Consider the following 22,368-nt stretch of genomic DNA (forward strand, 5'->3'; position numbering starts at 1 on the left):
CTAGGCACCGGGGTGGGGTGCGACCTCGCGCAGCAGTTGCAGGAAGGCGTCCTCGCCGACCACCGGGGTGCCCAGCTCGCGGGCCTTGCGGGCCTTGCCGCTCCAGCTTCCCGGCTCGTTGGTGACCAGCAGGCTGGTCAGCCGGCTGACCGAGGTGGCGATGTGCAGGCCGGCCTCGACCGCGCGGTCCTCCAGCAGCTCGCGGTCGGTGGCGGTGTCGCCGGTGATGGCCACCCGCATGCCCTGCATCAGCGGCTTGCCGTCCTCCCAGCGGCCCGGGTTCGGGTACGGGCACGGCGGGCGCTTCCGGCTCGGCCGGTACGAGGAGGAGCTCCAGGAGCCGCGGACCGGCGCGGCCTGGGCCGCCGCGTCCTCGCCGAGGTCGGTCACCGCCACGCAGGTGGTCAGCGGCAGCGGCAGCCCGCGGTCCCGGGCCAGGCGCAGGCTGGGGCGGAAGACCTCGGCCAGCACCCGGGCGTCGTCCAGCGCGTTGTGCGCCTGGAGCTGGCGGACGCCGAAGTGCGCGGCGAGCGAGGAGAGCTTGCCGTTGGGCAGCGGCAGCGCCAGGTCGCGGGCCAGCACCATGGTGCACAGCCGCTGCTCGACCGGGGCGCTCAGCCCGGCCCGCGCGTACTCGCGGGAGATCATGTTCCAGTCGAAGAGGGCGTTGTGCGCCACCATCACCCGGCCGCGCAGCCGCTCGGCCAGCTCGTCCGCCACCTCCGGGAAGGTGGGGGCGCCCTCCAGGGCCTCGCTGGTCAGGCCGTGGATCCAGACCGGGCCCGGATCCCGTTCCGGGTTCACCAGCGTGTACCAGTGGTCCGTCACCTCGCCGTCGGCGTCGAGCTGGTAGACGCCGGCCGAGATGACGCGGTCCGACCGGCCGAGCCCGGTGGTCTCGACGTCGACCACGGCGAAGCCCCGGTCACCCCCACCGGGGACCGGACCGTCGTCGCCGGAGCGCTGCGCCGGGAACGGCGGTGACTGGTACGCGTACATGGCCAATCAGCTTAAGGGCCTCCGCCGACAGCTCCGCTCGAACCCCGCTGCACGGTGGCGTGCGTCACACCCCGGAATAGAGTGGGCGATTGAGTGGTCGTACATCCGGTCGACCATCCGATCGGCCACGCCCCGCCCGTCCCACCCCCGACGGCACCCCCGCGAAGGAAACCCCCCATGCGCGCCACCGTGATCCACGGCCCCAACGACATCCGGATCGAGGAGGTGCCCGACCCGCGGATCCAGCAGCCCACCGACGCCGTGGTGCGGGTGCTGAACGCCTGCATCTGCGGCAGCGACCTGTGGGCGTACCGCGGGGTGGCGTCGCGGGAGGCCGGCCAGCGGATCGGGCACGAGTTCCTCGGCGTGGTCGAGGAGGTCGGCCCGGAGGTGACCGGGTTCCGTGCGGGCGACCTGGTGGTGGCGCCGTTCGTCTGGTCGGACGGCACCTGCGACTACTGCCGCGAGGGCCTGCAGACCTCCTGCCCGCACGGCGGCTTCTGGGGCCAGGTCGGTTCCGACGGCGGCCAGGGCGAGGCGGTCCGGGTGCCGTTCGCCGACGGCACCCTGGTCCAGCTGCCCAAGGAGGCGGCCGGCGACGAGAAGCTGCTGCCGGGCCTGCTCGCGCTCTCCGACGTGATGGCCACCGGCCACCACGCCGCGGTGAGCGCCCGGGTGCGGCCGGGCTCCACGGTGGCCGTGGTCGGCGACGGCGCGGTGGGCCTGTGCGGCGTGCTGGCCGCGGCCCGGCTGGGCGCCGAGCGGATCATCGCGCTCGGCCGGCACCAGGCCCGGACCGACATCGCCCGCCGGTTCGGCGCCACCGACGTGGTGGCCGAGCGCGGCGACGACGCCATCGAGAAGATCAAGGAGCTGACCGGCGGTCAGGGCGCGCACGCCGTCCTGGAGGCGGTCGGCACCGAGGAGTCGATGCGCACCGCGATCTCCATCGCCCGCGACGGCGGCGCGGTGGGCTACGTCGGCGTGCCGCACGGCGGCAGCGCGGGCGTGGACATCGGCCAGATGTTCGGCCGGAACGTCTCCCTGAACGGCGGCGTCGCCCCGGCCCGGGCGTACATCCCCGAGCTGCTGCCCGACGTGCTCTCCGGGCGGATCGACCCCGGCCTGGTCTTCGACCGCACGGTCGGCCTGGACGGCGTGCCCGAGGGCTACCGCGCGATGGACAACCGGGCCGCGCTGAAGGTCCGTATCAGCTTCTGACCGACCGCCTGTCAGACACGCCGTCACCAGCGGGACGGTCCGCCCAAGCGGACCGTCCCGCTGGTGTGTTCGGGCCAGATCGTGCGCGCACGCTTCTCCCGGCGGGTGGATCGGACCTAGCATGCGCGGGATCCGACCGTGACGCCCCTCCCGTCCGCTCGTTCCGCCCGTTGCACCCCACACCCAGGAGACGCCGCGTGGACAGCCCACCCCAGACCGCCCCCGAACAGCTCCAACACATCGAGGACAGTGCCGAGTTCCGCTCCCTGCGCAGCTCCTTCCGAGGGTTCGCCTTCCCGGTGACCGCCGGGTTCATCCTCTGGTACCTGCTCTACGTGCTGCTCTCCTGCTACGCCCCCGGCTTCATGGCCGTCCAGGTGGCCGGCCACATCAACATGGCGCTGGTGCTCGGGATCCTGCAGTTCGTCAGCACCTTCGCCATCGCCGCCTGGTACGCCCGGTACGCCGGCCGCAAGCTCGACCCGCCGGCCGCCGACATCCGCGACCGCGCCACCCGGGAGACCGCCGCATGAGCCCCCTCGCCACCGCCCTCGCCGCCGGCTCCGCCGGCCAGCACCGGGTGCTGACCCTCTCGCTGTTCGGCCTCTTCGTCCTCGCCACCCTGGGCATCACCGTCTGGGCCGGCCGGCAGACCAAGGACGCCGCCGACTTCTACGCCGGCGGCCGCGGCTTCACCGGCTTCCAGAACGGCCTCGCCATCTCCGGCGACTACATGTCCGCCGCCTCCTTCCTCGGCATCGCCGGCGCCATCGCGCTGTTCGGCTACGACGGCTTCCTCTACTCGATCGGCTTCCTGGTCGCCTGGCTGGTGGCGCTGCTCCTGGTCGCCGAACCGCTGCGCAACTCCGGCCGCTACACCATGGCCGACGTGCTGGCCTTCCGGATGCGCCAGCGCCCGGTCCGCACCGCCGCCGGGGTCTCCACCATCGTGGTGTCGATCTTCTACCTGCTCGCCCAGATGGTCGGCGCCGGCTCGCTGGTCGCCCTGCTGCTCGGCGTCAGCGGCGACGGCCCCAAGCGCTGGACCATCGTCGCGGTCGGCGCCCTGATGGTCGTCTACGTCGCCGTCGGCGGCATGAAGGGCACGACCTGGGTGCAGATCGTCAAGGCGGTCCTGCTGATCGCCGGCACCGCCCTGATGACCGTCCTGGTGCTCGCCCGGTTCCACTTCAACCCCTCCGAGCTGCTCGGCGCCGCCGCCGAGGCCAGCGGCAAGGGCGCCGCCTTCCTGGAACCCGGCCTCAAGTACGGCGCCACCGGCACCAGCAAGCTGGACTTCCTCAGCCTCGGCATCGCCCTGGTCCTCGGCACCGCCGGCCTGCCGCACATCCTGGTCCGCTTCTACACCGTGCCCACCGCCAGGGCCGCCCGGAAGTCCGTGCTCTGGGCGATCGGCATCATCGGCGGCTTCTACCTGATGACCCTGGCCCTCGGCTTCGGCGCCGCCGCCCTGGTCGGACCCAAGACCATCAAGGCCTCCAACGCGGCCGGCAACACCGCCGCCCCGCTGCTCGCCGAGGAACTCGGCGGCGGCGCCGGGACCACCGGCGGCGCCGCCCTGCTCGCGGTGATCTCCGCGGTGGCCTTCGCCACCATCCTCGCCGTGGTCGCCGGACTCACCCTGGCCTCCTCGGCCAGCTTCGCCCACGACCTGTGGGCCAACGTCATCCGGCGCGGCAAGGCCACCGAGAAGGAGGAGGTCCGCTCGGCCAAGCTGGCCGCCGTCGCCATCGGCGCCCTCTCCATCGGCCTCGCCCTGTTCGCCGACAAGCTGAACACCGCCGCCCTGGTCGCCCTGGCCTTCGCGGTGGCCGCCTCGGCGAACCTGCCCACCCTGCTGTACTCGCTGTTCTGGAAGCGCTTCACCACCGCGGGCGCGGTCAGCTCGGTCTACGCGGGCCTGACCAGCTCGGTGCTGCTGGTGGTCTTCTCCACCGTGGTCTCCGGCAAGCCCACCTCGCTCCTCCCGCACAGCGACTTCCACTGGTTCCCGCTGGAGAACCCCGGCCTGGTCTCCATCCCGATCGGCTTCCTCGCCGGCTGGATCGGCACCCTGCTCTCCTCCGAGAAGGCCGACCCCGCGAAGTACGCTGAACTGGAGGTCCGCTCGCTGACCGGGCTGGGCGCCCACTAGCCGGACCGCGGCCCGCATCCCGGGACGCGATCGCTAAGCTGGCCCGACCCGCCCGTACGGTGGATCGGGCCGGCTTTCGACTCGTACCGGACAGGGGCCGCGGATGCTGCTCGACACCTACGGCCGACAGGCCGTGGACCTGCGCGTCTCACTCACCGACCGGTGCAACCTGCGCTGCACCTACTGCATGCCCGAGGAGGGCCTGCAGTGGCTGGCCAAGCCCGACCTGCTCACCGACGAGGAGATCGTCCGGCTGGTGGGCATCGCCGTCCGCGACCTGGGCGTCACCGAGGTCCGCTTCACCGGCGGCGAGCCGCTGCTGCGGCCCGGACTGGTCGGGATCGTCGCCGCCTGTGCCGGTCTGGAGCCCAGACCCGAGCTCTCGCTCACCACCAACGGGATCGGCCTGGCCAGGACCGCCGGGGCGCTCCGCGAGGCCGGCCTGGACCGGGTCAACGTCTCGCTGGACACCCTGGACGAGGACACCTTCTTCACCCTCACCCGCCGGCGCCGGCACCAGGACGTCCTCGCCGGGCTCGCCGCCGCCGAGGAGGCCGGGCTCACCCCGGTCAAGCTGAACGCCGTCCTGATGCGCGGCGTCAACGACCACGAGGCCGCCGACCTGCTCGGCTGGTGCCTGGACCACGGCTACGAACTGCGCTTCATCGAGCAGATGCCACTGGACGCGCAGCACGGCTGGGACCGCTCGCAGATGGTCACCGCCGAGGAGATCCTGGAACTCCTGCGCCGCCGGTTCACGCTCACCCCCGAGCCCTCAACCGCCCGCGGCGCCGCCCCCGCCGAGCGCTGGCTGGTGGACGGCGGCCCGGGGAGGGTCGGCGTGATCGCCTCGGTCACCCGGCCGTTCTGCCGGGCCTGCGACCGCACCCGGCTCACCGCCGACGGCCAGATCCGCAACTGCCTGTTCGCCACCGACGAGACCGACCTGCGGGGTGCCCTGCGGGACGGCGGCAGCGACGCCGAGATCGGCGAGCTGTGGCGGAAGGCGATGTGGGGCAAGAAGGCCGGCGCCGGCATCGACGACCCGTCGTTCCTGCAGCCGGACCGGCCGATGTCCGCCATCGGCGGCTGAGCGGGGTTCCGCAGGGGGTACCTCTCAGCCGGTGAACTCCGCGAAGGGGACGACGTCCTTCAGGAAGCCGCGGACGCCGAGGAACTGGGACAGCGGCTCGCGGTGGTCCTCGCAGGCCAGCCAGGTCTTCCGGCGGTCCGGCGTGTGCAGCTTCGGGTTGTTCCACACCAGGACCCACACGGCCGGCTGGCGGCAGCCCTTGCCCGAGCAGATCGGGGTGTCGGGGCCGTCCGCGCCGAACAGGGGGTGCGAGGGGGTGTCCATGGGGCTTGATCCTACGTGCCGCCGGGCATGACGACGCCGGGCAGCCACGGGGGGAGCTGCCCGGCGTCGGTCTGTCGCTCCGACGGGGGATGCGAAGCGCTAATGAAGTATGGCACGCCGGGACCCCCGAAAAGCCAGCTCTTTCATGATTAATTTGAGCTTGTTCTGAGGTTTCCGCCAGGCATAAGGCGCCATAAACGGACAGAACGGGCGGGGTGTTGAGGGCGCGTCAGTCCTGGTTCGAGGACTCGGGCGCGCGGCCGCCCCCACCGGTGCCGCCCGGCCCCAGCATCAGTGGGGTCTCCGGCGGCAGGTCGAAGGTGCTCGGCAGGCCCGGGGCGCGCTCCCGGCCGGCGTTGGCGATCACCACGGCGAAGTACGGCAGCAGCACGGCGCCGCCGAGCGCGGCGAAGGCGAGGATGCGCTGGACGTCCCAGAGGACCACGGCGAGCAGCACGCAGACCGTACGGACCAGCATCGAGATCACGTAGCGCCGCTGCCGGCCCCGGACGTCCTCGCTGAGACTGGTCCGGGCGCCGGTGATTCGGAAGACCTCGCTCCCGGAGCTCTTGCGCATGTCCAACCGCCCTCGTCCGTGCCCGCACCCCTGGCCCGGGCTGCCTCCCCACGGTACGCCGTCTTACCGGGCCCGGGGAGTGCGGGGCGGGCGGGTCGCCGGATCGGGCGCCGGCGGACGGCCGGGTTCCGGCGGGCACGGTTCGGGTGCCGGCGGGCTCCGGCGTCGGGGTTCGGGCTCCGGCGGGCGGGGTTCAGGCTCCGGCGGACACGGTGAGGAAGCGGGCGGGGACGTCCGAGGTCAGCCAGACGCCGTTGGCGCTGACCCGGAACTCGTGGCCCGCGGCGGCCATCGCGGCCGCGTCGACCACCAGCACCACCGGACGGCCGTGCCGGGAGCCCACCCGGACGGCGGTCTCGGTGTCCGCGGACAGGTGCACGTCGCGGCGGGCCATCGGGCGCAGCCCCTCGTCGAAGATCGCCCCCAGCACCCGTCCGGTGGTGCCGTGGTAGAGCACGGCGGGCGGGGTGGCCGGCGGCAGCCCGAGGTCCACCTCGACGGTGTGGCCCTGGCTGGCCCGGATCGAGCTCCCGTCCCCGGAGTAGGCGAACCGGCGCTTGTTGTTGGTGGCCACCACGTGGTCAAGCTCGGCGCGGGTCAGCGGGTTGCCCTTGGCGGCCAGCGCCCCGAGCAGGGTGTCGACCGGCACCCAGCCGGCCCCGTCCAGGACGATCCCGATCCGGCCGGGGTCGTGCCGCAGGATCCGGGCGAGCATCTTGGAGACCTTGACGGTCCGCTTCTCGTCCACTTCTCGATTCTCCGGCTCTGTGTGCGACGGCCTCCCCCGCCGTGGGGCGGGGGAGGCCGGAGAGCGCGGGGTCAGGAGGCCTGACTGACCGAGCTCATGTTGAAGTCCGGCACCCGGACCGGCGGCATCGCCGCCCGGGTGAACCAGTCGCCCCACTCGCGGGGCAGGCAGCGCTCGGTGCGGCCGACCTCGGTGATCCGGCCCAGCAGGTCCACCGGGGACTCGTTGAACCGGAAGTTGTTGGCCGCGCCCACCACCTCGCCGTTCTCCACCAGGTAGACGCCGTCCCGGGTCAGGCCGGTGAGCAGCAGGGTGGCCGGGTCCACCTCGCGGATGTACCAGAGGCAGGTGAGCAGCAGGCCGCGCTCGGTGCGGGCGATCATCTCGTCCAGGGTGGGGGCGGCGGCCTGGTCGGCCGTCTCGAGCACCAGGTTGTCGACCTCGGGGGTGACCGGGAGGCCGGACAGGCCGGCCGAGTGGCGGGTGCTGAGCAGGTTGGCCAGCGCGCCGTCGCGGATCCAGTCGGTCGGGGCGATCGGCAGGCCGTTGTCGAACACCGAGGTGTTCTCGCCGGAGGAGCGGGCCATGACGAACGGCGCCGCGTGCAGCCCGGGCTCGGCCGGGTCGGAGCGCAGGGTCAGCGGCAGCGGGCTGAGCTTCTCGCCGACCCGGGTGCCGCCGCCGGCCTTGGAGAACACCGAGCGGCCCTCGAAGGCGTCCCGGGCGCCGGCCGACCAGGTGAGGTACACCAGGAGGTCGGCGACGGCCGAGGGCGGCAGCAGGGCCTCGTACCGGCCGGCCGGCAGGTCCACCCGGCGGCGGCCCCAGGCCAGCCGCCTGGTGAGCGAGTCGTGCAGGGCGGTGACGTCCACGTCGGTGAAGTCCGCGGTGGCGGCGCCCGCCCAGGCGGAGCCGGTGAGGTCGGCGGTCTTGGCGTTCAGCTCCACCGAGCCGGTGGGCTGGTCGTGGCGCAGCCGGATGCCGGTGGAGGTGCCGAGGTAGCTGCTGGTGAGCTCGTGCCGGGCGAAGCCGTACAGCAGCTCGCCGGCGGCGCGGGCCCGGCCGAAGGCCTCGCCGAGGGCGGGGGCGAAGCGGGTGAACACGTCGATCGAGGTCTCGGCCGGGGGCTCGGTGAAGTCCTTGGCGACCGGGCCGCCGGAGACCAGCGGCTGCGCGTCCTCGGCCGGGCCGGCCTCGCGGGCGGCGGCCTCGGCGGCGCGGACCAGGCTCTCCACCTCGTCCAGGGTGACCGCCTCGCGGGCGACCACGCCGGAGGCGGTGCCCTGCCCGCCGTCCACCGTGGAGATCACGGTGAGCTTGCGGCCGCGGGTGACGCCGTTGGTGGTCAGGCCGTTGCCGGCCCAGCGCAGGTTGGCGGTGGACTCCTCGTCGGCGATCACCACGCAGCCGTCCGCGGTGGAGAACTCCAGTGCCCGCTCGACCAGTTCGTGGGGGTGGATCTGGGGCATCAGTGACCCGCCTCCTGCTGGGTGTTGAGCACGTTGACGTTGCGGAACAGCGCGGACGGGCAGCCGTGGCTGACCGCCGCGATCTGGCCCGGCTGGGCCTTGCCGCAGTTGAAGGCGCCGCCGAGCACGTAGGTCTGCGGGCCGCCGACGGCGCTCATCGAGCCCCAGAAGTCGGTGGTGGTGGCCTGGTACGCGAAGTCCTTGACCTGGCCGGCCAGCCGGCCGTTCCGGATCGCGAAGGCGCGCTGGCCGGTGAACTGGAAGTTGTAGCGCTGCATGTCGATCGACCAGGAGCGGTCGCCGACGATGTACAGGCCGTTCTCCACCTGGGAGACCAGCCCGTCGGTGTCCGGGCCGCCGGCGACCGGCTGCAGCGAGACGTTGGCCATCCGCTGCACCGGGACGTGCCCGGGGGAGTCGGCGAAGGCGCAGCCGTTGGACCGGCCGAGGCCCTTGAGCTTCGCCATCCGGCGGTCGAGCTGGTAGCCGACCAGGGTGCCGTCCTTGACCAGGTCCCAGGCCTGGGTCGCCACGCCCTCGTCGTCGTACCCGATGGTGGCCAGGCCGTGCTCGGCGGTGCGGTCGCCGGTGACGTGCATCAGCTCGGAGCCGTACGCCAGGCTGCCGAGCTTGTCGAAGGTGGCGAAGGAGGTGCCGGCGTACGCGGCCTCGTAGCCCAGCGCCCGGTCCAGCTCGGTGGCGTGGCCGATCGACTCGTGGATGGTCAGCCACAGGTTGGACGGGTCGATCACCAGGTCGTAGCTGCCGGCCTCGACGCTCGGGGCCTTCATCTTCTCGGCCAGCAGGGTGGGGAGTTCGGCCAGTTCGGCGTCCCAGTCCCAGCCGGTGCCGCGCAGGTACTCCCAGCCCCGGCCGACCGGCGGGGCGATGGTGCGCATCGAGTCGAAGGCGCCGGTCCGCTCGTCCACCGAGGTGGCCTCCAGCCACGGGTGCAGCCGGACGCGCTGCTGGGTGGTGGTGGTGCCGGCGGTGTCGGCGTAGAACTTGTTCTCCTGCACGGTCAGCAGGGCGGCCTGGACGTGCGAGACGCCCTCGGCGGCCAGCAGCCGGCTGCTCCAGTCGGCGAGCAGCGCGGTCTTCTCGGCGTCCGGCACCTCGAACGGGTTGACCTCGTAGGAGGAGACCCAGGTGGTGTCCGGGTAGACCGGCTCCTCGGCCAGCTCCACCAGGTCCGTGGACCCAGCGGCGCGGCTGATCCCGCCGGAGAGCCGGGCCACCGCGACCGCCTGCTCGGCGACCCGGGCGGCGGCCTGCGCGGTCAGGTCCACGCCGGCCGCGAAGCCCCATGCGCCGTCCAGCAGCACCCGGACGGCGAAGCCCAGTTGAACGGTGTCCGCGCTGCTCGACAGCCTGGCGTCGCGCAGCCGCCAGGAGGCGCTGCGGACCCGCTCCAGGCGGAAGTCCGCGTGCGCGACGCCCAGTTCGCGGGCCCGGGTGAGGGCGGCGTCGGCGAGCGCGCGCAGCGGGTAGGCGAGGAACAGCGGATCGACGGGTGGCGTCGGCATCGGGCTCCCTGGGTCGGATCGGGCAGGTGTGTCCGATCGCATCATTGCCCGTCCACCGCCTTGGGGGCCAGGGGATTTGCCGTCGGCGTGTCAGCCCTCCCACGGCGCCGGCGCACCGGCCACAGCGGCCCGTCCGCCGCCGCCCGTCCGCCGCCGCCCGTCCGCCGCCGGGTCAGCCGAGGTTGAGCGACCGGTCGACCAGCCCGTACAGCTTCTGGTTGTCGGCGGACGGGTCGGGGCCCGCCTTGTCGCCGTGGTGCCGGACGAACCGGACGGTGAGGTGCAGCACCCGGCCGTCGCGGACCATGAACTGCTCCATCGCCTCGTTGGCCGGCGGGTTGCTCAGACAGGGGTAGTCGTCCTCGGCCCGGGTGCTGTACGCGTACTCGATCTCGGCGGCCTCCACGTCCCCGCCGTGCACCACCGACTGCGGCTCGTGCACCACCTGGACGTGGAACTCGTCCGGCTCCTTGGCGTTGCAGAAGGTGCCGCGGCCGGCCTTCACCGCGCGGAGCCGCTCCTGGGCGTACTCCGTCGCGGACTTCGCGGCCTTGCCCTCGTCCTTGATCCGGATCTGGACCCGGTTGTCGGGGCTGGCGAAGTTGACCTCCTTCACCCCCTGCCGGATGGAGAAGGCGTCGGGGACGGCGATGCCCAGGCCCAGCGCGGACACCCGGTGGCCCGAGTACCCGGCCGGCACGCTGGTCGGCGACGGCGCCCCGTCCGGCCGCAGCACCAGCCAGCCGGCGGTGCCGCCGATCGCGAGGACGGCCAGGCCGGCGACGACGGGGAGCAGCCAGGACGAGCCCTTCCGGGCCGGCTCCGGCGCCGGAGGCTCCGCGGACTCGGCGGGCTCCGCCGGTGCCGCCGTCGGGCGGAGCCGGACCGTCGCGGGCGTGTCGGCGGGCGGTTCGCCCGGGGGCAGCGGGGTGGTGGGCTCGGTCGGGGTCGGCTCGGCGGCCGGCTCGGGAACGAACAGCTCCGCCGCCCGGGCGGCGGTCGGCCGGCGCTCCGGGTCCCGCTCCAGCAGGGCCATCACCGGCCCGGCCAGCGCCCCCGCCCGGCGCGGCGCCGGCAGCGGGTCCTGGACGATCGCCAGCAGGGTGCCCTGGGTGGACTGCCGCCGGTACGGGTGCACCCCCTCCAGCGCCTCGTACAGCACCAGGCCGAGCGCCCACATGTCGTCGGCCGGCCCGGGCCGCAGCCCGCCGGCGCGCTCGGGGGAGAGGTACGGCACCGAGCCGACCACCATCCCGGTCCGGGTCAGGTCGGTGGAGCCCTCCACCCGGGCGATGCCGAAGTCGGTGAGGACGACCTCCCCGGACGGGGTGCGCATGATGTTGGCCGGCTTCACGTCCCGGTGCACCACCCCGGCGGCGTGCACCTCGGCCAGCGCCCCGCACAGCGCCCGGCCCATCGCGGCGACCTCCGCCACCGTGGCCGTGCCCGCCGACAGCCAGGACTCCAGGCTCTCGCCCTCGATCAGCTCCATCACCAGCCAGGGCAGGCCGTCGACGGTCTCGATGTCGTGCACCCGGACCACGTTCGGGTGCCGCAGCCGGGCCGCGGCCTGCGCCTCCCGCTCCAGCCGGCGGTAGAACTCCTCCAGCGAGCGCTGGTCGACCCCGGCGGGCGGGGACGGCTCCTTGAGCGCCACCGGGCGCCGCATCCGCTCGTCCACCGCCCGCCAGACGGTCCCCATGCCGCCGCGGCCGAGCCGCTCCTCCAGCCGGTACCGGCCGGCCAGCAGCGTGCCCGGCGCGACGGCCGCCCTTCCGCTTCCCCCGAAGTCGTCCATGGCGCACCATCTTGACGGTTCGGCACCCGGGACGTCACCCCGGGTGCCCGTGGTGACCGCGGGTGACGGTGGGTCGGGCCACGCCGGGCCCGGTCCGGGGAGCACCTGCCGTACCGCCCGGGGGTGTCAGGCGATCGTCTCCCACCAGCCGTCCGGGGCGGTGGGGGCGTCGACGTCCACCCGCTCGCCGGGGCGGGGGACGACCAGCGGGACCGCCTGCGCCTTGGCCTCGGCGAGGAGCCGCTCGATCGGCTCCGACCACGGGTGCAGGCCCAGGTTGAAGGTGCACCAGTGGACCGGCACCAGCAGCCCGGCCTTCAGGTCCAGATGCGCCCGGACCGCGTCCTCCGGGGTCATGTGGATGTCCGCCCACGCCTCGTCGTACGCGCCGATCTGCACCAGCGCCGCGTCGAACGGGCCGTGCTGCTCGCCGATCCTCGCGTAGCCCTCGAAGTACCCGGAGTCGCCGGTGTAGTAGACCCTGCGGTCCGGGCCGGCGATCACCCAGGAACCCCAGAGGGTGGTGTTGCGGGTGGTGCCGCGGCCGGAGAAGTGGTGCGCCGAGGTCAGGGTCAGCGTGAGGTCGCCGAGCGTGCAGGTCTCGTCCCAGTCCAGCTCGATGATCCGGTGCTCGGGCACGCCCCAGCGGCGCAGGTGGCCGCCGATGCCCAGCGGCACCGCGAACGGCGCCGACTGCAGCTCGACCAGCCGCTTCACCGTCGCCATGTCCAGGTGGTCGTAGTGGTCGTGTGAGATCAGCACCGCGTCCACCCGGGGCAGCTCCTCCAGCTCCACCGGCGCGGGGTGCAGTCGCTTCGGGCCCAGGTGCGCGGAGGGCGAGCAGCGGTCGCTCCAGATCGGGTCCAGCAGCACCCGGCTGCCCTCGACCTCCACCAGCGCCGAGGCGTGCCCGTACCAGACGATCTCCACGCCCTCGGCGGCCGGCCGGTCGGGCTCGTACGCCGGGCGGACGGTGGGCACCGGCGTGCTCGGCACCCGCCCGGTGCGCTCGAACAGCATCCGGCGCACGGTGTCCAGGCCCGGGCCGCTCGGCGCCGGGAAGGCCAGCTCGGAGGGTGCGTTGTGGAACACCCCGTCGCGGAACTGCGGGGAGTTCCGGATCCGCTCCTCCCGGGAGCCGTCGGGCCGGCGGCCGAACGCGGCCGGGACGTCCCGCAGCGACCAGGCGGCGGCACCGGCCGCGGTCGCCAGCGCCGTCAGGGCCAGCAGCCGGGTCCGCCGGCCGCCCATGTGCGCCTTCTTCATACGTGCTCCGCGGTCTCGATCCGATCTCCCGCCGGGCACGGCTGCGGCAGCCGCCCGGCCCACGGGGCAACGGCCGGGACCGGCCCGGTTGTTCCCGCCGCGAGCCGCGCTTCCGGCGGTTCGGTGCTCCGTGCCCGCATTGTCGGAATGCGACAGTTCCCAGGTGGCGGACCTGTCGGAGCCCTATTCGCCGCAGTCCGCGCCGGACCGATAGCGTCACACTGCGTACGCGTGTGCCGTACGCGGACGCGGCCCGGACGGCACTGACCACCGGGCCACCGGCCAATGAGGAGAAAGGTGGGACCGTTGAGCCGCTCGGTTCTGGTCACCGGAGGCAACCGGGGCATCGGCCTCGCGATCGCCCAGGCGTTCGCCGAGAACGGCGACAAGGTCGCCATCACCAGCCGCTCGGGCGAGGTCCCGGCGGAGCTGGCGAAGTACGACGTGATCGCGGTCCGCGCCGACATCACCGACGCCGAGCAGGTCGACCGGGCGTTCACCGAGATCGAGGCCGCGCACGGCCCGGTCGAGGTCCTGGTCGCCAACGCCGGCATCACCAAGGACACCCTGCTGCTCCGGATGTCCGAGGAGGACTTCACCTCCGTCCTGGACACCAACCTGACCGGCACCTTCCGGGTGGTCAAGCGCGCCTCCGCGAAGATGCTTCGGGCCCGCAAGGGCCGGATCGTGCTGATCTCCTCGGTCGTCGGCCTCACCGGCTCGCCCGGCCAGGTCAACTACGCCGCCTCCAAGGCCGGCCTGGTGGGCTTCGCCCGCTCGCTGGCCCGAGAGCTCGGCTCCCGCAACATCACCGTCAACGTGGTCGCCCCCGGCTTCGTCGACACCGACATGACCGCCGTGCTCAGTGACGAGCGCCGCGCGGAGATCGTCGCCGGCGTGCCGCTCGGCCGCTACGCCGCCCCCGCCGAGATCGCCTCGGCCGTGCGCTTCCTCTCCTCCGACGAGGCCGCATACATCACCGGAGCCGTCATTCCCGTGGACGGCGGATTGGGCATGGGTCACTGATCATGAGTGGAATCCTCGAGGGCAAGCGCATTCTGATCACCGGTGTGCTGATGGAGTCGTCCATCGCCTTCCACACCGCGAAGCTGGCCCAGGAGCAGGGCGCGGAGATCATCCTCACCGCCTTCCCGCGGCCCAGCCTCACCGAGCGCATCGCCAAGAAGCTGCCGAAGCCCGTCAAGGTCCTGGAGCTGGACGTCTCCAGCGAGGAGCAGCTGGCCGGCATCGCCGACCAGGTCCGCGAGCACCTGCCCACCCTGGACGGCATCGTCCACTCCATCGGCTTCGCGCCGCAGGACGCGCTGGGCGGCAACTTCCTCGACACCCCGTGGGAGTCGGTCGCCACCGCGATGCAGGTCTCCGCGTTCTCGCTGAAGTCGCTGACCATGGCGCTGCTCCCGCTGATGCAGGACGGCGGCTCGGTGGTCGGCCTGACCTTCGACGCGCAGTACGCCTGGCCGCAGTACGACTGGATGGGCCCCGCCAAGGCGGCGCTGGAGTCCACCAACCGCTACCTGGCGCGCTACCTCGGTGAGCGGAACATCCGCTGCAACCTGATCTCGGCCGGTCCGATCGGCTCGATGGCCGCCAAGTCCATCCCGGGCTTCGGCGAGCTGGCCGACACCTGGAACCACCGCTCGCCGCTGAAGTGGGACCTCTCCGACCCGGAGCCGGCCGGCCGCGGCGTCGTCGCGCTGCTGTCGGACTGGTTCCCGAAGACCACCGGCGAGATCGTCCACGTCGACGGCGGCCTGCACGCGATCGGGGCCTGACGGCCCCGGTCGACCCAGGGGCGCGGGGGACTGCGCGAAGCGGGAGGGCACACGTTGCACTCTTCCGACTTCGCGCAGTTCCCCGCGCCCCTTGTGGTTGCCCGGTAGCCCGGTCGCCTTCGGTCAGTCGTTGCAGGCGCCGATGGCGCGGCCCGCCTCGACGGAGGCGCGGGCGGCGTCGCGGGTGCGGATGGCGTCGAGGATGCCGTCGTGGCCGATGTACCGGTCGGCGATCAGTTCCGGGCCGACGTCGTGCCGCAGGTGGGCGCGGGTCACCTCGCCGAGGTCCGCGTAGACCTCGGCCAGTACGTCGTTGTGGGCGGCCGCCACCACGGCCTGGTGGAACGCGGCGTCCGCCTGGACGAAGTCCTCGGCGTCGCCGGACTCCCACGCCCGCTCCCGCCGGGCCAGCGCGGCCTCCAGCAGCTCCAGGTCCCGCTCGGTGCGCCGGACGGCGGCGAGGCCCGCGGCGGAGGTCTCCAGGGTGGCGCGGAGCTCGGCCACCTGGTCCTGGTCGGCGTCCGCGAAGCGGCGGTGCATCACCCCGGCCAGCTCGCTGGTGGCGAGCACGTACGTGCCCGAGCCCTGCCGGATGTCCAGCAGCCCGTTGTGGGCCAGGGCCCGGACGGCCTCGCGGACGGTGTTCCGGGCGACCCCCAGCTGCTCGACCAGCTCGGCCTCGGTGGGGATGCGCGAGCCGACCGGCCACTCGCCCGAGGTGATCTGGGCCCGCAGCTGCGCGATCACCTGATCGGAGAGCGGGGTGCGGCGGGTGCTCGACAGCGCCATGGGACTCCTAGCTTCTCGGTGGACACGATCAGGATACCGAGGTGCGCCAATTCATCCCATGATTCTATGATGGCTCCTATGTCTACCGCAGCGGAACCCGCCACCACCCTCCGCACCGACGTCCCACCGGCCCCGGCCGCCCGCGCCCCCAAGGCGCTGGGCGCCCTGCTGGTGGTCGCCGTCGTGGCCGCCGCGCTCAACCTGCGCCCGGTGGTCACCAGCCTCGGACCGGTACTCGACAGCGTCCGGACCGACCTCGGGATGAGCGCCGCCGTCGCCGGCCTGCTGACCGCCGTACCGGCGCTCTGCTTCGCCGTCTTCGGCATCGCCGCCCCGGCGCTGGCCCGGCGGATCGGGCCGATCGCGGTGGTCGCCGCCGGCATGGGGGCCATCGCGCTCGGTGTGCTGGCCCGCTCCTTCACCGGCTCCACCGCCGTCTTCCTGCTGCTCACCGCGGTGGCGCTGGCCGGGGTGGCGGTCGCCAACGTGCTGCTGCCGGTGGTGATCAAGCGGTACTTCCCGCAGCGGGTCGGCCCGATGATCGGCCTCTACTCGATGGCCCTCTCGGTCGGCACCTCCGCCGCGGCCGCCGCCACCGTGCCGCTGACCGGCGCGCTCGGCGGGAACTGGCGGCTCGGCCTCGGCGCCTGGGGCCTGCTCGCCGCGGCCGCCGCGGTCCTGTGGCTGGTCACGCTGTTCCTGCGCCGCGAGCGCTCCTCCGCCACGGCCGCTGCCCGGGCCGCCGCCAGGCTGCCGATCCTGCGCAGCCGTACCGCGTGGGCGCTGGCGCTGTTCTTCGGCCTGCAGTCCACCAGCGCGTACGCCGCGATGGGCTGGCTGCCCAAGATCTACCAGGACGCCGGGGTCTCGGCCGGCGCCTCCGGGGTGCTGCTGGCCGAGGTGATGGCGGTCAGCGTCCCCGCCTCCTTCGTGCTGCCGAACCTCGCCGCCCGCCGGGGCGACCAGCGGATCTTCGTGGTGGTGCTGGGCCTGTGCGGCATCGCCGGCTTCACCGGCCTGCTGTTCGCCGCCGGTACCGCACCCTGGCTGTGGGCCGGCCTGGTCGGCCTGTCGATGTGCGCCTTCCCGCTCGCCCTCACCATGCTCGGCCTGCGCGCCCGCACCCCCGGCGGGGTCACCCAGCTCTCCGCCTTCGCCCAGAGCCTCGGCTACCTGATCTCCGTCCCGGGCCCGATCGTCATCGGCGGCCTGTACCAGTCCACCGGCGGCTGGACGGTGCCGCTGGCCTTCCTGGCCCTGCTGCTGGTGCCGCAGATCCTGGTCGGCCTGCGCGCGGGCCTGGCCCGGCACATCGAGGACGAGGCCGTCCGTTAGGGTTCATGCCATGCCAGTTCTCGAACCGAACCCCCAGGACGGCCGCAAGAAGCTGCTCCAGCTGCTCGGCGTGATCGCCGGCATCGTGGTGCTGGTGGGCATCGTCGCCTCCGTCGCCCAGAACCTGGGCTGACCCCGCACACCGGGGGCGTGCGGCGACCGGCCGCACCCCTGCGGGTGGCGGTGATCCCGAGGCCGCGCCCGGAGGGTGATTTTCTGCAAAGCTCTGGGGGTATGAGCGCCGACATGCCCCGAAGGATCATCGTTCTCCGTCACGCGAGGGCCGACTGGCCCAACCAGGTGGCCGACCACGAGCGGCCGCTCGCCGACCGCGGCCGGCTCCAGGCCGCCGACGCCGGCCGCTGGCTGGCGGACTCCGGCATCAACCCCGACTACGTGCTCTGTTCCACCTCCCTGCGCACCCGGGAGACGTGGAAGCTGGTCGCCCACGAGCTGCCCAAGCGCCCGCGGAAGACGGCCTACGAGGAGCGGGTCTACGAGGCCAGCCCCGGCCAGATCATCGAGGTCCTCCAGGAGACCCCGGAGGATCACAGCGACGTCCTGCTGGTCGGCCACAACCCCGGGGTGCTCGGGCTGACCCAGGTGCTCGCCGGGGACGAGGGCGACCGGGAGGCGCTCAACCAGCTGCGGCTCGGCGGGTTCCCGACGGCGGCCATCGCGGTGCTCAGCTTCGGCGGACCGTGGAAGGGCGTCGAACCGGGCGTCGCGCGGCTGGACACCTTCCACAGCCTCCCCGAGTAACCCGGAGGACCACCAGGGGCGCGGGCTCCCCACGCCCCTGGTGCCCGCTGTCAGTCGGTCGGGGTACCGTCCAGCTCGTCGGCCGCCTCGACCTCCTCGCGGGTGATCCCCAGCAGGTACAGCACGGTGTCCAGGAACGGCACGTTGACCGCCGTGTCTGCGGCCTCGCGGACCACCGGCTTGGCGTTGAACGCCACGCCGATCCCGGCCGCGTTCAGCATGTCCAGGTCGTTGGCGCCGTCGCCGATCGCCACCGTCTGCGCCACCGGCACCTGCGCCTGCTCGGCGAACCGGGCCAGCCAGCGCGCCTTGCCCGCGCGGTCCACGATCTCGCCGGTCACCCGTCCGGTGAACCTGCCGTCCACCACCTCCAGGGTGTTGGCGGCGGCGAAGTCCAGCCCGAGCAGCTCCACCAGGTGGTCGGTGACCTGGGTGAACCCGCCGGAGACGATGCCGACCTGGTAGCCCAGCCGCTTCAGGGTGCGGATAAAAAAAAAAAAAAAAAAAAAAAAAAAAAAAAAAAAAAAAAAAAAAAAAAAAAAAAAAAAAAAAAAAAAAAAAAAAAAAAAAAAAAAAAAAAAAAAAAAAAAAAAAAAAAAAAAAAAAAAAAAAAAAAAAAAAAAAAAAAAAAAAAAAAAAAAAAAAAAAAAAAAAAAAAAAAAAAAAAAAAAAAAAAAAAAAAAAAAAAAAAAAAAAAAAAAAAAAAAAAAAAAAAAAAAAAAAAAAAAAAAAAAAAAAAAAAAAAAAAAAAAAAAAAAAAAAAAAAAAAAAAAAAAAAAAAAAAAAAAAAAAAAAAAAAAAAAAAAAAAAAAAAAAAAAAAAAAAAAAAAAAAAAAAAAAAAAAAAAAAAAAAAAAAAAAAAAAAAAAAAAAAAAAAAGCGTCCGGGCCCCCGGGGTCAGCCGGACCTCGGTGCGGACCTTCTCTGTGACCGTGGCGTCCAGGCCCGCCAGCAGCGCCACCCGGGCCCGCAGCGACTCGGCGAAGTCCAGCTCGCCCCGCATCGCGGCGGCGGTGACCTCGGCGACCTTCTCCTCGCAGCCGGCGTGGGCGGCGAAGAGCTCGATCACCTCGTCCTGGATCAGCGTGGAGTCCACGTCCATCACCACCAGGCGCTTGGCCCGGCGGTGCAGGCCGGCCGGGACGACCGCGATGTCCACCAGCTGGGCCGCGGCCTCGGGGGCCAGCACGGCGCGCAGCTCCTCGGTGGCCACACCCGACACCGCCAGCTCCACCGCGGTCACCGGGTACTTGGCGAGCCGGAAGACACGGTCGATGTTGCCGCCCGCCTCGGAGACCCGGCCGGTCAGCGCGGCCACGGCGGTGGCGGTCAGCGGGTGACCGAGCACGGTGACGTGCGAGCGGCCCTCCCGGCGGGGGCGGTTGTCGCCGATGCCGGAGATGATCTCCGCCTGGAGCTTGAGGTCCTCCGCCCAGCGGTGCACGGTGGACCGCAGCGCGCCCTCCGCTCCCGGTACGGCCGGGGGAGTGACCAGGGCGCACAGCGTTATCCGGCCACGGGTGACCACTTGCTCGATGTCGATCACGTCGACGCCGAACGCGCCGAGCGTGGCGAACAGGCCGGCGGTGATGCCGGGCCGGTCCTTGCCGAACACCTTGACCAGCAGGGTGCGCTCGTCGCCGGAGGTCCGTGGCTGCGGGGCGGGGAGGGGCTCGGCGGCCGGAACATATCCATTCATGGTGTCCCCCACGCTACCGGCCCCGGGCCGGGTCGACGCCACCCGTCCGCCCGCTGGGACACCGCCGTCACCAGCGATTCAGCGATGTGTTGCCGCCTGGTCACAGTCCGCGGGCCCGACTTTCGAGTACGGCCGCGAGGCTGGAATGATTCCCCCCGTCATATCAGGATCATCGGGGGACCGGAGAGCGGGGCGGGCGGAGTGCCGCAACTCGTAGTAGACGTCAGCGGGCAGCAGCGGGTCCTCGATCCGGGCCGGGCCTACACCATCGGACGCGACCCGAACGCGGACTTCCCGTTCGACGACGCCCGGGTCTCGTGGCGGCACGCCACGATCTCGTTCAACGGCGCCAACTGGCAGCTGGACGACCACGGTTCCACCAACGGCAGCTTCGCCGGCGGAGTCCGTACCCAGAGTACCCAGCTGTACCCGGGCGCCGTCGTCCACCTCGGCAACGCGCAGAACGGACCGCGGCTCGCCTTCTCCGCCCCGGCCGCCGCGCCCGCCGCCCCGGCGGCGGCGGTGCCCGAGCAGCAGGTGGGCATCCACGAGGCCACCACCAGCCGGGCGCCCGCCGGCGCGTTCCGCCAGGAGCCCGGCCCGGCCGCCCAGCCGCCCGTGTTCCAGCAGTGGGACACCCCGGCGCCGCAGCCGGTCCACCAGGGCCACCAGCCGGTCAACGCGACCCCGGTGCCCGGCATGGGCAACCCGACCATGGTCCGCAGCCTCACGGCGGGCATGCGCACCATCCGGATCGGCCGCGCCCTCGACAACGACATCGTGGTCTCCGACCTCCAGGTCTCCCGCCACCACGCCGAGCTGCGCCAACTGGCGGACGGCCGCTGGGAGATCGTCGACCTCGGCAGCCACAACGGGATCTTCCTCAACGGCCAGCCGGTCCAGCGCCAGCTGATGGGCCCGCAGGACCGCCTCACCGTCGGCCACTCCTCCTTCGTGCTGGTCGGCGACCAGCTGCAGGAGTTCGTCGACACCGGCGAGGTCACCTTCTCCGCCCACCACCTGACCGTCGAGGTCGACTTCAAGGGCGGCAAGAAGGTCCTGCTCAACGACGTCAGCTTCGCCGTCCCGGAGAAGTCCCTGGTCGCCGTGATCGGCCCGTCCGGCTCCGGCAAGTCCACCCTGCTGCGCGCCCTCACCGGCTACCGCCCCGCCGACCGCGGCGAGGTGCTGTACGACGGCCGCAACCTCTACAAGCAGTTCGCCGAGCTCCGCTCCCGGATCGGCCTGGTCCCGCAGTCCGAGATCCTGCACAAGGAACTCACCGTCCGCACCGGCCTCAAGTACGCGGCCCGGCTGCGCTTCCCCGGCGACACCGAGGCCGCCGAGCGCGAGCGCCGGATCGACGAGGTGCTGTACGAGCTGCGCCTGGACAAACGGGCCGACAACCGGATCACCGCCCTCTCCGGCGGCCAGCAGAAGCGCGTCTCGGTCGCCCTGGAGCTGCTCACCAAGCCCTCGCTGATCTTCCTGGACGAGCCCACCTCCGGCCTCGACCCGGGCATGGACCGCGAGGTCATGCAGACCCTGCGCGGCCTCGCCGACGACGGCCGCACGGTCCTCGTGGTCACCCACTCGGTCGCCGAACTCGCGCTCTGCGACCGGCTGCTGGTGATGGCCCCGGGCGGCTCGGTGGCGTACTTCGGCCCGCCGTCGGAGGCCCTGCACTTCTTCGGCTACGAGACCTGGGCCGACGTCTTCCAGGCCTTCGAGAACTACCCCGACCACGACTGGGCCGGCCGCTACCGCGGCTCGGTGCACTACCGGCAGTACTCCGCCGACGTGGACGCCCCGGTCCAGCAGGCCGCCGCGAGCGTGCCGCGCGACCAGGTCCGCCCGCCGAAGCCGCAGAGCTGGGGCTCCCAGCTGTGGACGCTGATCAGCCGCTACCTCGCGGTGATCGCCTCCGACAAGGGCTTCATGCTGCTGTCCCTGCTGCTGCCGCTCATCCTCGGCGCGGTCTCCATGGTCATCCCCGACAAGGGCTGCGGCCTGGTCGCCTGCGGGCAGAGCGGCCGCAACGACTACGCCCGGCTGATCCTCATGGTGGTCGCCTTCAGCGCCTGCCTCTCCGGCTCGGCCAACTCCGTCCGAGAACTGATCAAGGAACGGGCGATCTACGAACGGGAACGGGCCACCGGCCTGTCCCGCTCCGCCTACCTGATGTCGAAGATCATCGTGCTCGGCGCGGTCAGCTTCGTCCAGGGCGCGGTCATCTCCGCCGTCGCCTTCGCCGCCCGTACCCTGCCCGCCGAGGGCCTGATCTTCACCTCCGCCCCCGCGGTGGAGATGACCATCGGCGTCATCCTGCTGAGCTTCGTCTCGATGATGGTCGGCCTGGCCATCTCGGCCCTGGTGAAGACCGCCGAGAAGACCATGCCGCTGCTGGTGATGTTCGCCATCGTCCAGATGGTGTTCACCGGTGCGATCTTCCAGCTGTTCGACAAGCCCGGCCTGGAGCAGTTCGCCTGGCTGATGCCCGCCCGCTGGGGCGTCGCCGCCGCCGGCAACACCCTCGACCTGGCGCACGTCTCCCCGGTCGCGTTCGACGACAACCGCCAGCCGCTGATCGATGCGCTCTGGGACCACAGCATCGGGATCCTGATCCTCAACTGGCTGGTCCTGATCGTCATCTCCACCGGCCTCGCCTTCCTGGTCGAGCGGCTGCTGCGCCGCCACGAGCCCGAGGTGATGCAGGAGGGCTGACGCCCGGAGCCCGTCAGGGGCGCGCGGGGCACCTCCCGGCCACCGGCCGGGACGTGCGCCGCGCGCCCCTTCCGTCGTTCCGGCCCGCTCTTCCGGTCCGTCGCCTCGGGCCGTCGTTCAGGGCCCGACGACCTAGGTCCCCGGCCCG

Annotated in this window: 19 protein-coding genes and 2 pseudogenes; 10 read left to right on the forward strand and 11 right to left on the reverse strand. The window is 71.8% G+C overall.

Going from position 1 to position 22,368, the window contains the following annotated elements:
- Nucleotides 1-999 carry a DEDDh family exonuclease gene (locus ABWK59_RS24840; protein WP_354642829.1) on the reverse strand — a complete coding sequence of 333 codons (999 nt, stop codon included), beginning with the start codon at nucleotides 997-999 and terminating at the stop codon, nucleotides 1-3.
- A 177-nt stretch (nucleotides 1,000-1,176) separates the two neighbouring features.
- Here ABWK59_RS24840 and ABWK59_RS24845 point away from each other — a divergent pair, with 177 nt between their 5' ends.
- The 4 genes from ABWK59_RS24845 (at nucleotide 1,177) to moaA (ending at nucleotide 5,468) form a co-directional block, all read left to right on the forward strand.
- Nucleotides 1,177-2,220: a zinc-dependent alcohol dehydrogenase family protein gene (locus ABWK59_RS24845; protein WP_354642830.1), complete on the forward strand. Its 1,044-nt coding sequence runs from the start codon at nucleotides 1,177-1,179 to the stop codon at nucleotides 2,218-2,220.
- Between the two features lie 197 nt (nucleotides 2,221-2,417).
- Nucleotides 2,418-2,753: a DUF485 domain-containing protein gene (locus tag ABWK59_RS24850; RefSeq protein WP_354642831.1), complete on the forward strand. Its 336-nt coding sequence runs from the start codon at nucleotides 2,418-2,420 to the stop codon at nucleotides 2,751-2,753.
- Complete coding sequence (locus ABWK59_RS24855) at nucleotides 2,750-4,375, forward strand: cation acetate symporter (RefSeq protein WP_354642832.1); 1,626 nt, start codon at nucleotides 2,750-2,752, stop codon at nucleotides 4,373-4,375. Before ABWK59_RS24850 ends, ABWK59_RS24855 begins: the two co-directional genes overlap by 4 nt.
- 103 nt (nucleotides 4,376-4,478) lie before the next feature.
- Complete coding sequence (gene moaA / locus ABWK59_RS24860; RefSeq protein ID WP_354642833.1) at nucleotides 4,479-5,468, forward strand: GTP 3',8-cyclase MoaA; 990 nt, start codon at nucleotides 4,479-4,481, stop codon at nucleotides 5,466-5,468.
- A gap of 24 nt (nucleotides 5,469-5,492) precedes the next feature.
- On the opposite strand, the gene ABWK59_RS24865 is transcribed toward moaA, so the two are convergent.
- The 7 genes from ABWK59_RS24865 to ABWK59_RS24895 all read right to left on the reverse strand — a co-directional run bounded on the left by ABWK59_RS24865 (nucleotide 5,493) and on the right by ABWK59_RS24895 (nucleotide 13,116).
- Nucleotides 5,493-5,732, reverse strand: coding sequence for a hypothetical protein (locus tag ABWK59_RS24865; protein WP_354642834.1), 240 nt, complete (start codon nucleotides 5,730-5,732; stop codon nucleotides 5,493-5,495).
- A gap of 229 nt (nucleotides 5,733-5,961) precedes the next feature.
- On the reverse strand, nucleotides 5,962-6,309 hold the full coding sequence (locus tag ABWK59_RS24870) for a DUF3099 domain-containing protein (protein WP_354642835.1): 348 nt from the start codon (nucleotides 6,307-6,309) through the stop codon (nucleotides 5,962-5,964).
- Between the two features lie 193 nt (nucleotides 6,310-6,502).
- Nucleotides 6,503-7,057, reverse strand: a complete 555-nt coding sequence (locus ABWK59_RS24875) for an RNA 2'-phosphotransferase (RefSeq protein WP_354642836.1) — start codon at nucleotides 7,055-7,057, stop codon at nucleotides 6,503-6,505.
- A 71-nt stretch (nucleotides 7,058-7,128) separates the two neighbouring features.
- Nucleotides 7,129-8,526, reverse strand: coding sequence for a metallopeptidase TldD-related protein (locus ABWK59_RS24880; protein WP_354642837.1), 1,398 nt, complete (start codon nucleotides 8,524-8,526; stop codon nucleotides 7,129-7,131).
- Nucleotides 8,526-10,052 (reverse strand): TldD/PmbA family protein, encoded by a 1,527-nt coding sequence (locus tag ABWK59_RS24885; protein WP_354642838.1) that lies wholly within the window; start codon nucleotides 10,050-10,052, stop codon nucleotides 8,526-8,528. Before ABWK59_RS24885 ends, ABWK59_RS24880 begins: the two co-directional genes overlap by 1 nt.
- Before the next feature lie 172 nt (nucleotides 10,053-10,224).
- Entirely contained in the window at nucleotides 10,225-11,850 is a 1,626-nt protein-coding gene (locus ABWK59_RS24890) for a serine/threonine-protein kinase (RefSeq protein WP_354642839.1), read from the reverse strand.
- Between the two features lie 126 nt (nucleotides 11,851-11,976).
- Nucleotides 11,977-13,116, reverse strand: a complete 1,140-nt coding sequence (locus tag ABWK59_RS24895; RefSeq protein WP_354642840.1) for an MBL fold metallo-hydrolase — start codon at nucleotides 13,114-13,116, stop codon at nucleotides 11,977-11,979.
- A 306-nt stretch (nucleotides 13,117-13,422) separates the two neighbouring features.
- On the opposite strand from ABWK59_RS24895, the gene fabG reads away from it, so the two are divergent.
- Both fabG and fabI read left to right on the forward strand, forming a co-directional pair.
- Nucleotides 13,423-14,142, forward strand: coding sequence for a 3-oxoacyl-[acyl-carrier-protein] reductase (fabG, locus tag ABWK59_RS24900; RefSeq protein WP_354642841.1), 720 nt, complete (start codon nucleotides 13,423-13,425; stop codon nucleotides 14,140-14,142).
- A 2-nt stretch (nucleotides 14,143-14,144) separates the two neighbouring features.
- Entirely contained in the window at nucleotides 14,145-14,912 is a 768-nt protein-coding gene (gene fabI, locus ABWK59_RS24905) for an enoyl-ACP reductase FabI (protein ID WP_354642842.1), read from the forward strand.
- A 123-nt stretch (nucleotides 14,913-15,035) separates the two neighbouring features.
- Here fabI and ABWK59_RS24910 read toward each other — a convergent pair whose 3' ends face one another.
- Nucleotides 15,036-15,701: a FadR/GntR family transcriptional regulator gene (locus ABWK59_RS24910; protein ID WP_354642843.1), complete on the reverse strand. Its 666-nt coding sequence runs from the start codon at nucleotides 15,699-15,701 to the stop codon at nucleotides 15,036-15,038.
- 78 nt (nucleotides 15,702-15,779) lie between these two features.
- Between ABWK59_RS24910 and ABWK59_RS24915 the strand changes: the two genes are divergently transcribed.
- From ABWK59_RS24915 to ABWK59_RS24925, 3 genes are all read left to right on the forward strand, one after another.
- Nucleotides 15,780-17,036: an MFS transporter gene (locus ABWK59_RS24915; RefSeq protein ID WP_354642844.1), complete on the forward strand. Its 1,257-nt coding sequence runs from the start codon at nucleotides 15,780-15,782 to the stop codon at nucleotides 17,034-17,036.
- Between the two features lie 10 nt (nucleotides 17,037-17,046).
- Complete coding sequence (locus ABWK59_RS24920; protein ID WP_354642845.1) at nucleotides 17,047-17,169, forward strand: SGM_5486 family transporter-associated protein; 123 nt, start codon at nucleotides 17,047-17,049, stop codon at nucleotides 17,167-17,169.
- A 101-nt stretch (nucleotides 17,170-17,270) separates the two neighbouring features.
- Complete coding sequence (locus tag ABWK59_RS24925) at nucleotides 17,271-17,798, forward strand: SixA phosphatase family protein (protein WP_354642846.1); 528 nt, start codon at nucleotides 17,271-17,273, stop codon at nucleotides 17,796-17,798.
- Between the two features lie 50 nt (nucleotides 17,799-17,848).
- Here the strand turns inward: ABWK59_RS24925 and ABWK59_RS24930 are convergent.
- A pseudogene (locus ABWK59_RS24930) lies at nucleotides 17,849-18,286 on the reverse strand (HAD family hydrolase); the annotation flags it as partial.
- A 388-nt stretch (nucleotides 18,287-18,674) separates the two neighbouring features.
- Nucleotides 18,675-19,496: pseudogene (locus ABWK59_RS24935) on the reverse strand (ACT domain-containing protein); the annotation flags it as partial.
- Between the two features lie 201 nt (nucleotides 19,497-19,697).
- Here ABWK59_RS24935 and ABWK59_RS24940 point away from each other — a divergent pair.
- Nucleotides 19,698-22,220 (forward strand): FHA domain-containing protein, encoded by a 2,523-nt coding sequence (locus tag ABWK59_RS24940; protein WP_354645099.1) that lies wholly within the window; start codon nucleotides 19,698-19,700, stop codon nucleotides 22,218-22,220.
- Nucleotides 22,221-22,368: the final 148 nt, after the last annotated feature.

The sequence above is a fragment of the Kitasatospora sp. HUAS MG31 genome, assembly GCF_040571325.1.
Lineage (GTDB): Bacteria > Actinomycetota > Actinomycetes > Streptomycetales > Streptomycetaceae > Kitasatospora > Kitasatospora camelliae.

Excerpts from the sequence above, each read along its gene's own strand:
- moaA (WP_354642833.1), top strand. The coding sequence starts at position 4,479 with ATGCTGCTCGACACCTACGGCCGACAGGCCGTGGACCTGCGCGTCTCA.
- ABWK59_RS24845 (WP_354642830.1), top strand. The coding sequence starts at position 1,177 with ATGCGCGCCACCGTGATCCACGGCCCCAACGACATCCGGATCGAGGAG.
- ABWK59_RS24915 (WP_354642844.1), top strand. The coding sequence starts at position 15,780 with ATGTCTACCGCAGCGGAACCCGCCACCACCCTCCGCACCGACGTCCCA.
- ABWK59_RS24910 (WP_354642843.1), bottom strand. The coding sequence starts at position 15,701 with ATGGCGCTGTCGAGCACCCGCCGCACCCCGCTCTCCGATCAGGTGATC.
- ABWK59_RS24890 (WP_354642839.1), bottom strand. The coding sequence starts at position 11,850 with ATGGACGACTTCGGGGGAAGCGGAAGGGCGGCCGTCGCGCCGGGCACG.
- fabI (WP_354642842.1), top strand. The coding sequence starts at position 14,145 with ATGAGTGGAATCCTCGAGGGCAAGCGCATTCTGATCACCGGTGTGCTG.
- ABWK59_RS24885 (WP_354642838.1), bottom strand. The coding sequence starts at position 10,052 with ATGCCGACGCCACCCGTCGATCCGCTGTTCCTCGCCTACCCGCTGCGC.
- ABWK59_RS24865 (WP_354642834.1), bottom strand. The coding sequence starts at position 5,732 with ATGGACACCCCCTCGCACCCCCTGTTCGGCGCGGACGGCCCCGACACC.
- ABWK59_RS24925 (WP_354642846.1), top strand. The coding sequence starts at position 17,271 with ATGAGCGCCGACATGCCCCGAAGGATCATCGTTCTCCGTCACGCGAGG.
- ABWK59_RS24880 (WP_354642837.1), bottom strand. The coding sequence starts at position 8,526 with ATGCCCCAGATCCACCCCCACGAACTGGTCGAGCGGGCACTGGAGTTC.
- ABWK59_RS24870 (WP_354642835.1), bottom strand. The coding sequence starts at position 6,309 with ATGCGCAAGAGCTCCGGGAGCGAGGTCTTCCGAATCACCGGCGCCCGG.
- ABWK59_RS24840 (WP_354642829.1), bottom strand. The coding sequence starts at position 999 with ATGTACGCGTACCAGTCACCGCCGTTCCCGGCGCAGCGCTCCGGCGAC.
- ABWK59_RS24855 (WP_354642832.1), top strand. The coding sequence starts at position 2,750 with ATGAGCCCCCTCGCCACCGCCCTCGCCGCCGGCTCCGCCGGCCAGCAC.
- ABWK59_RS24920 (WP_354642845.1), top strand. The coding sequence starts at position 17,047 with ATGCCAGTTCTCGAACCGAACCCCCAGGACGGCCGCAAGAAGCTGCTC.
- ABWK59_RS24895 (WP_354642840.1), bottom strand. The coding sequence starts at position 13,116 with ATGAAGAAGGCGCACATGGGCGGCCGGCGGACCCGGCTGCTGGCCCTG.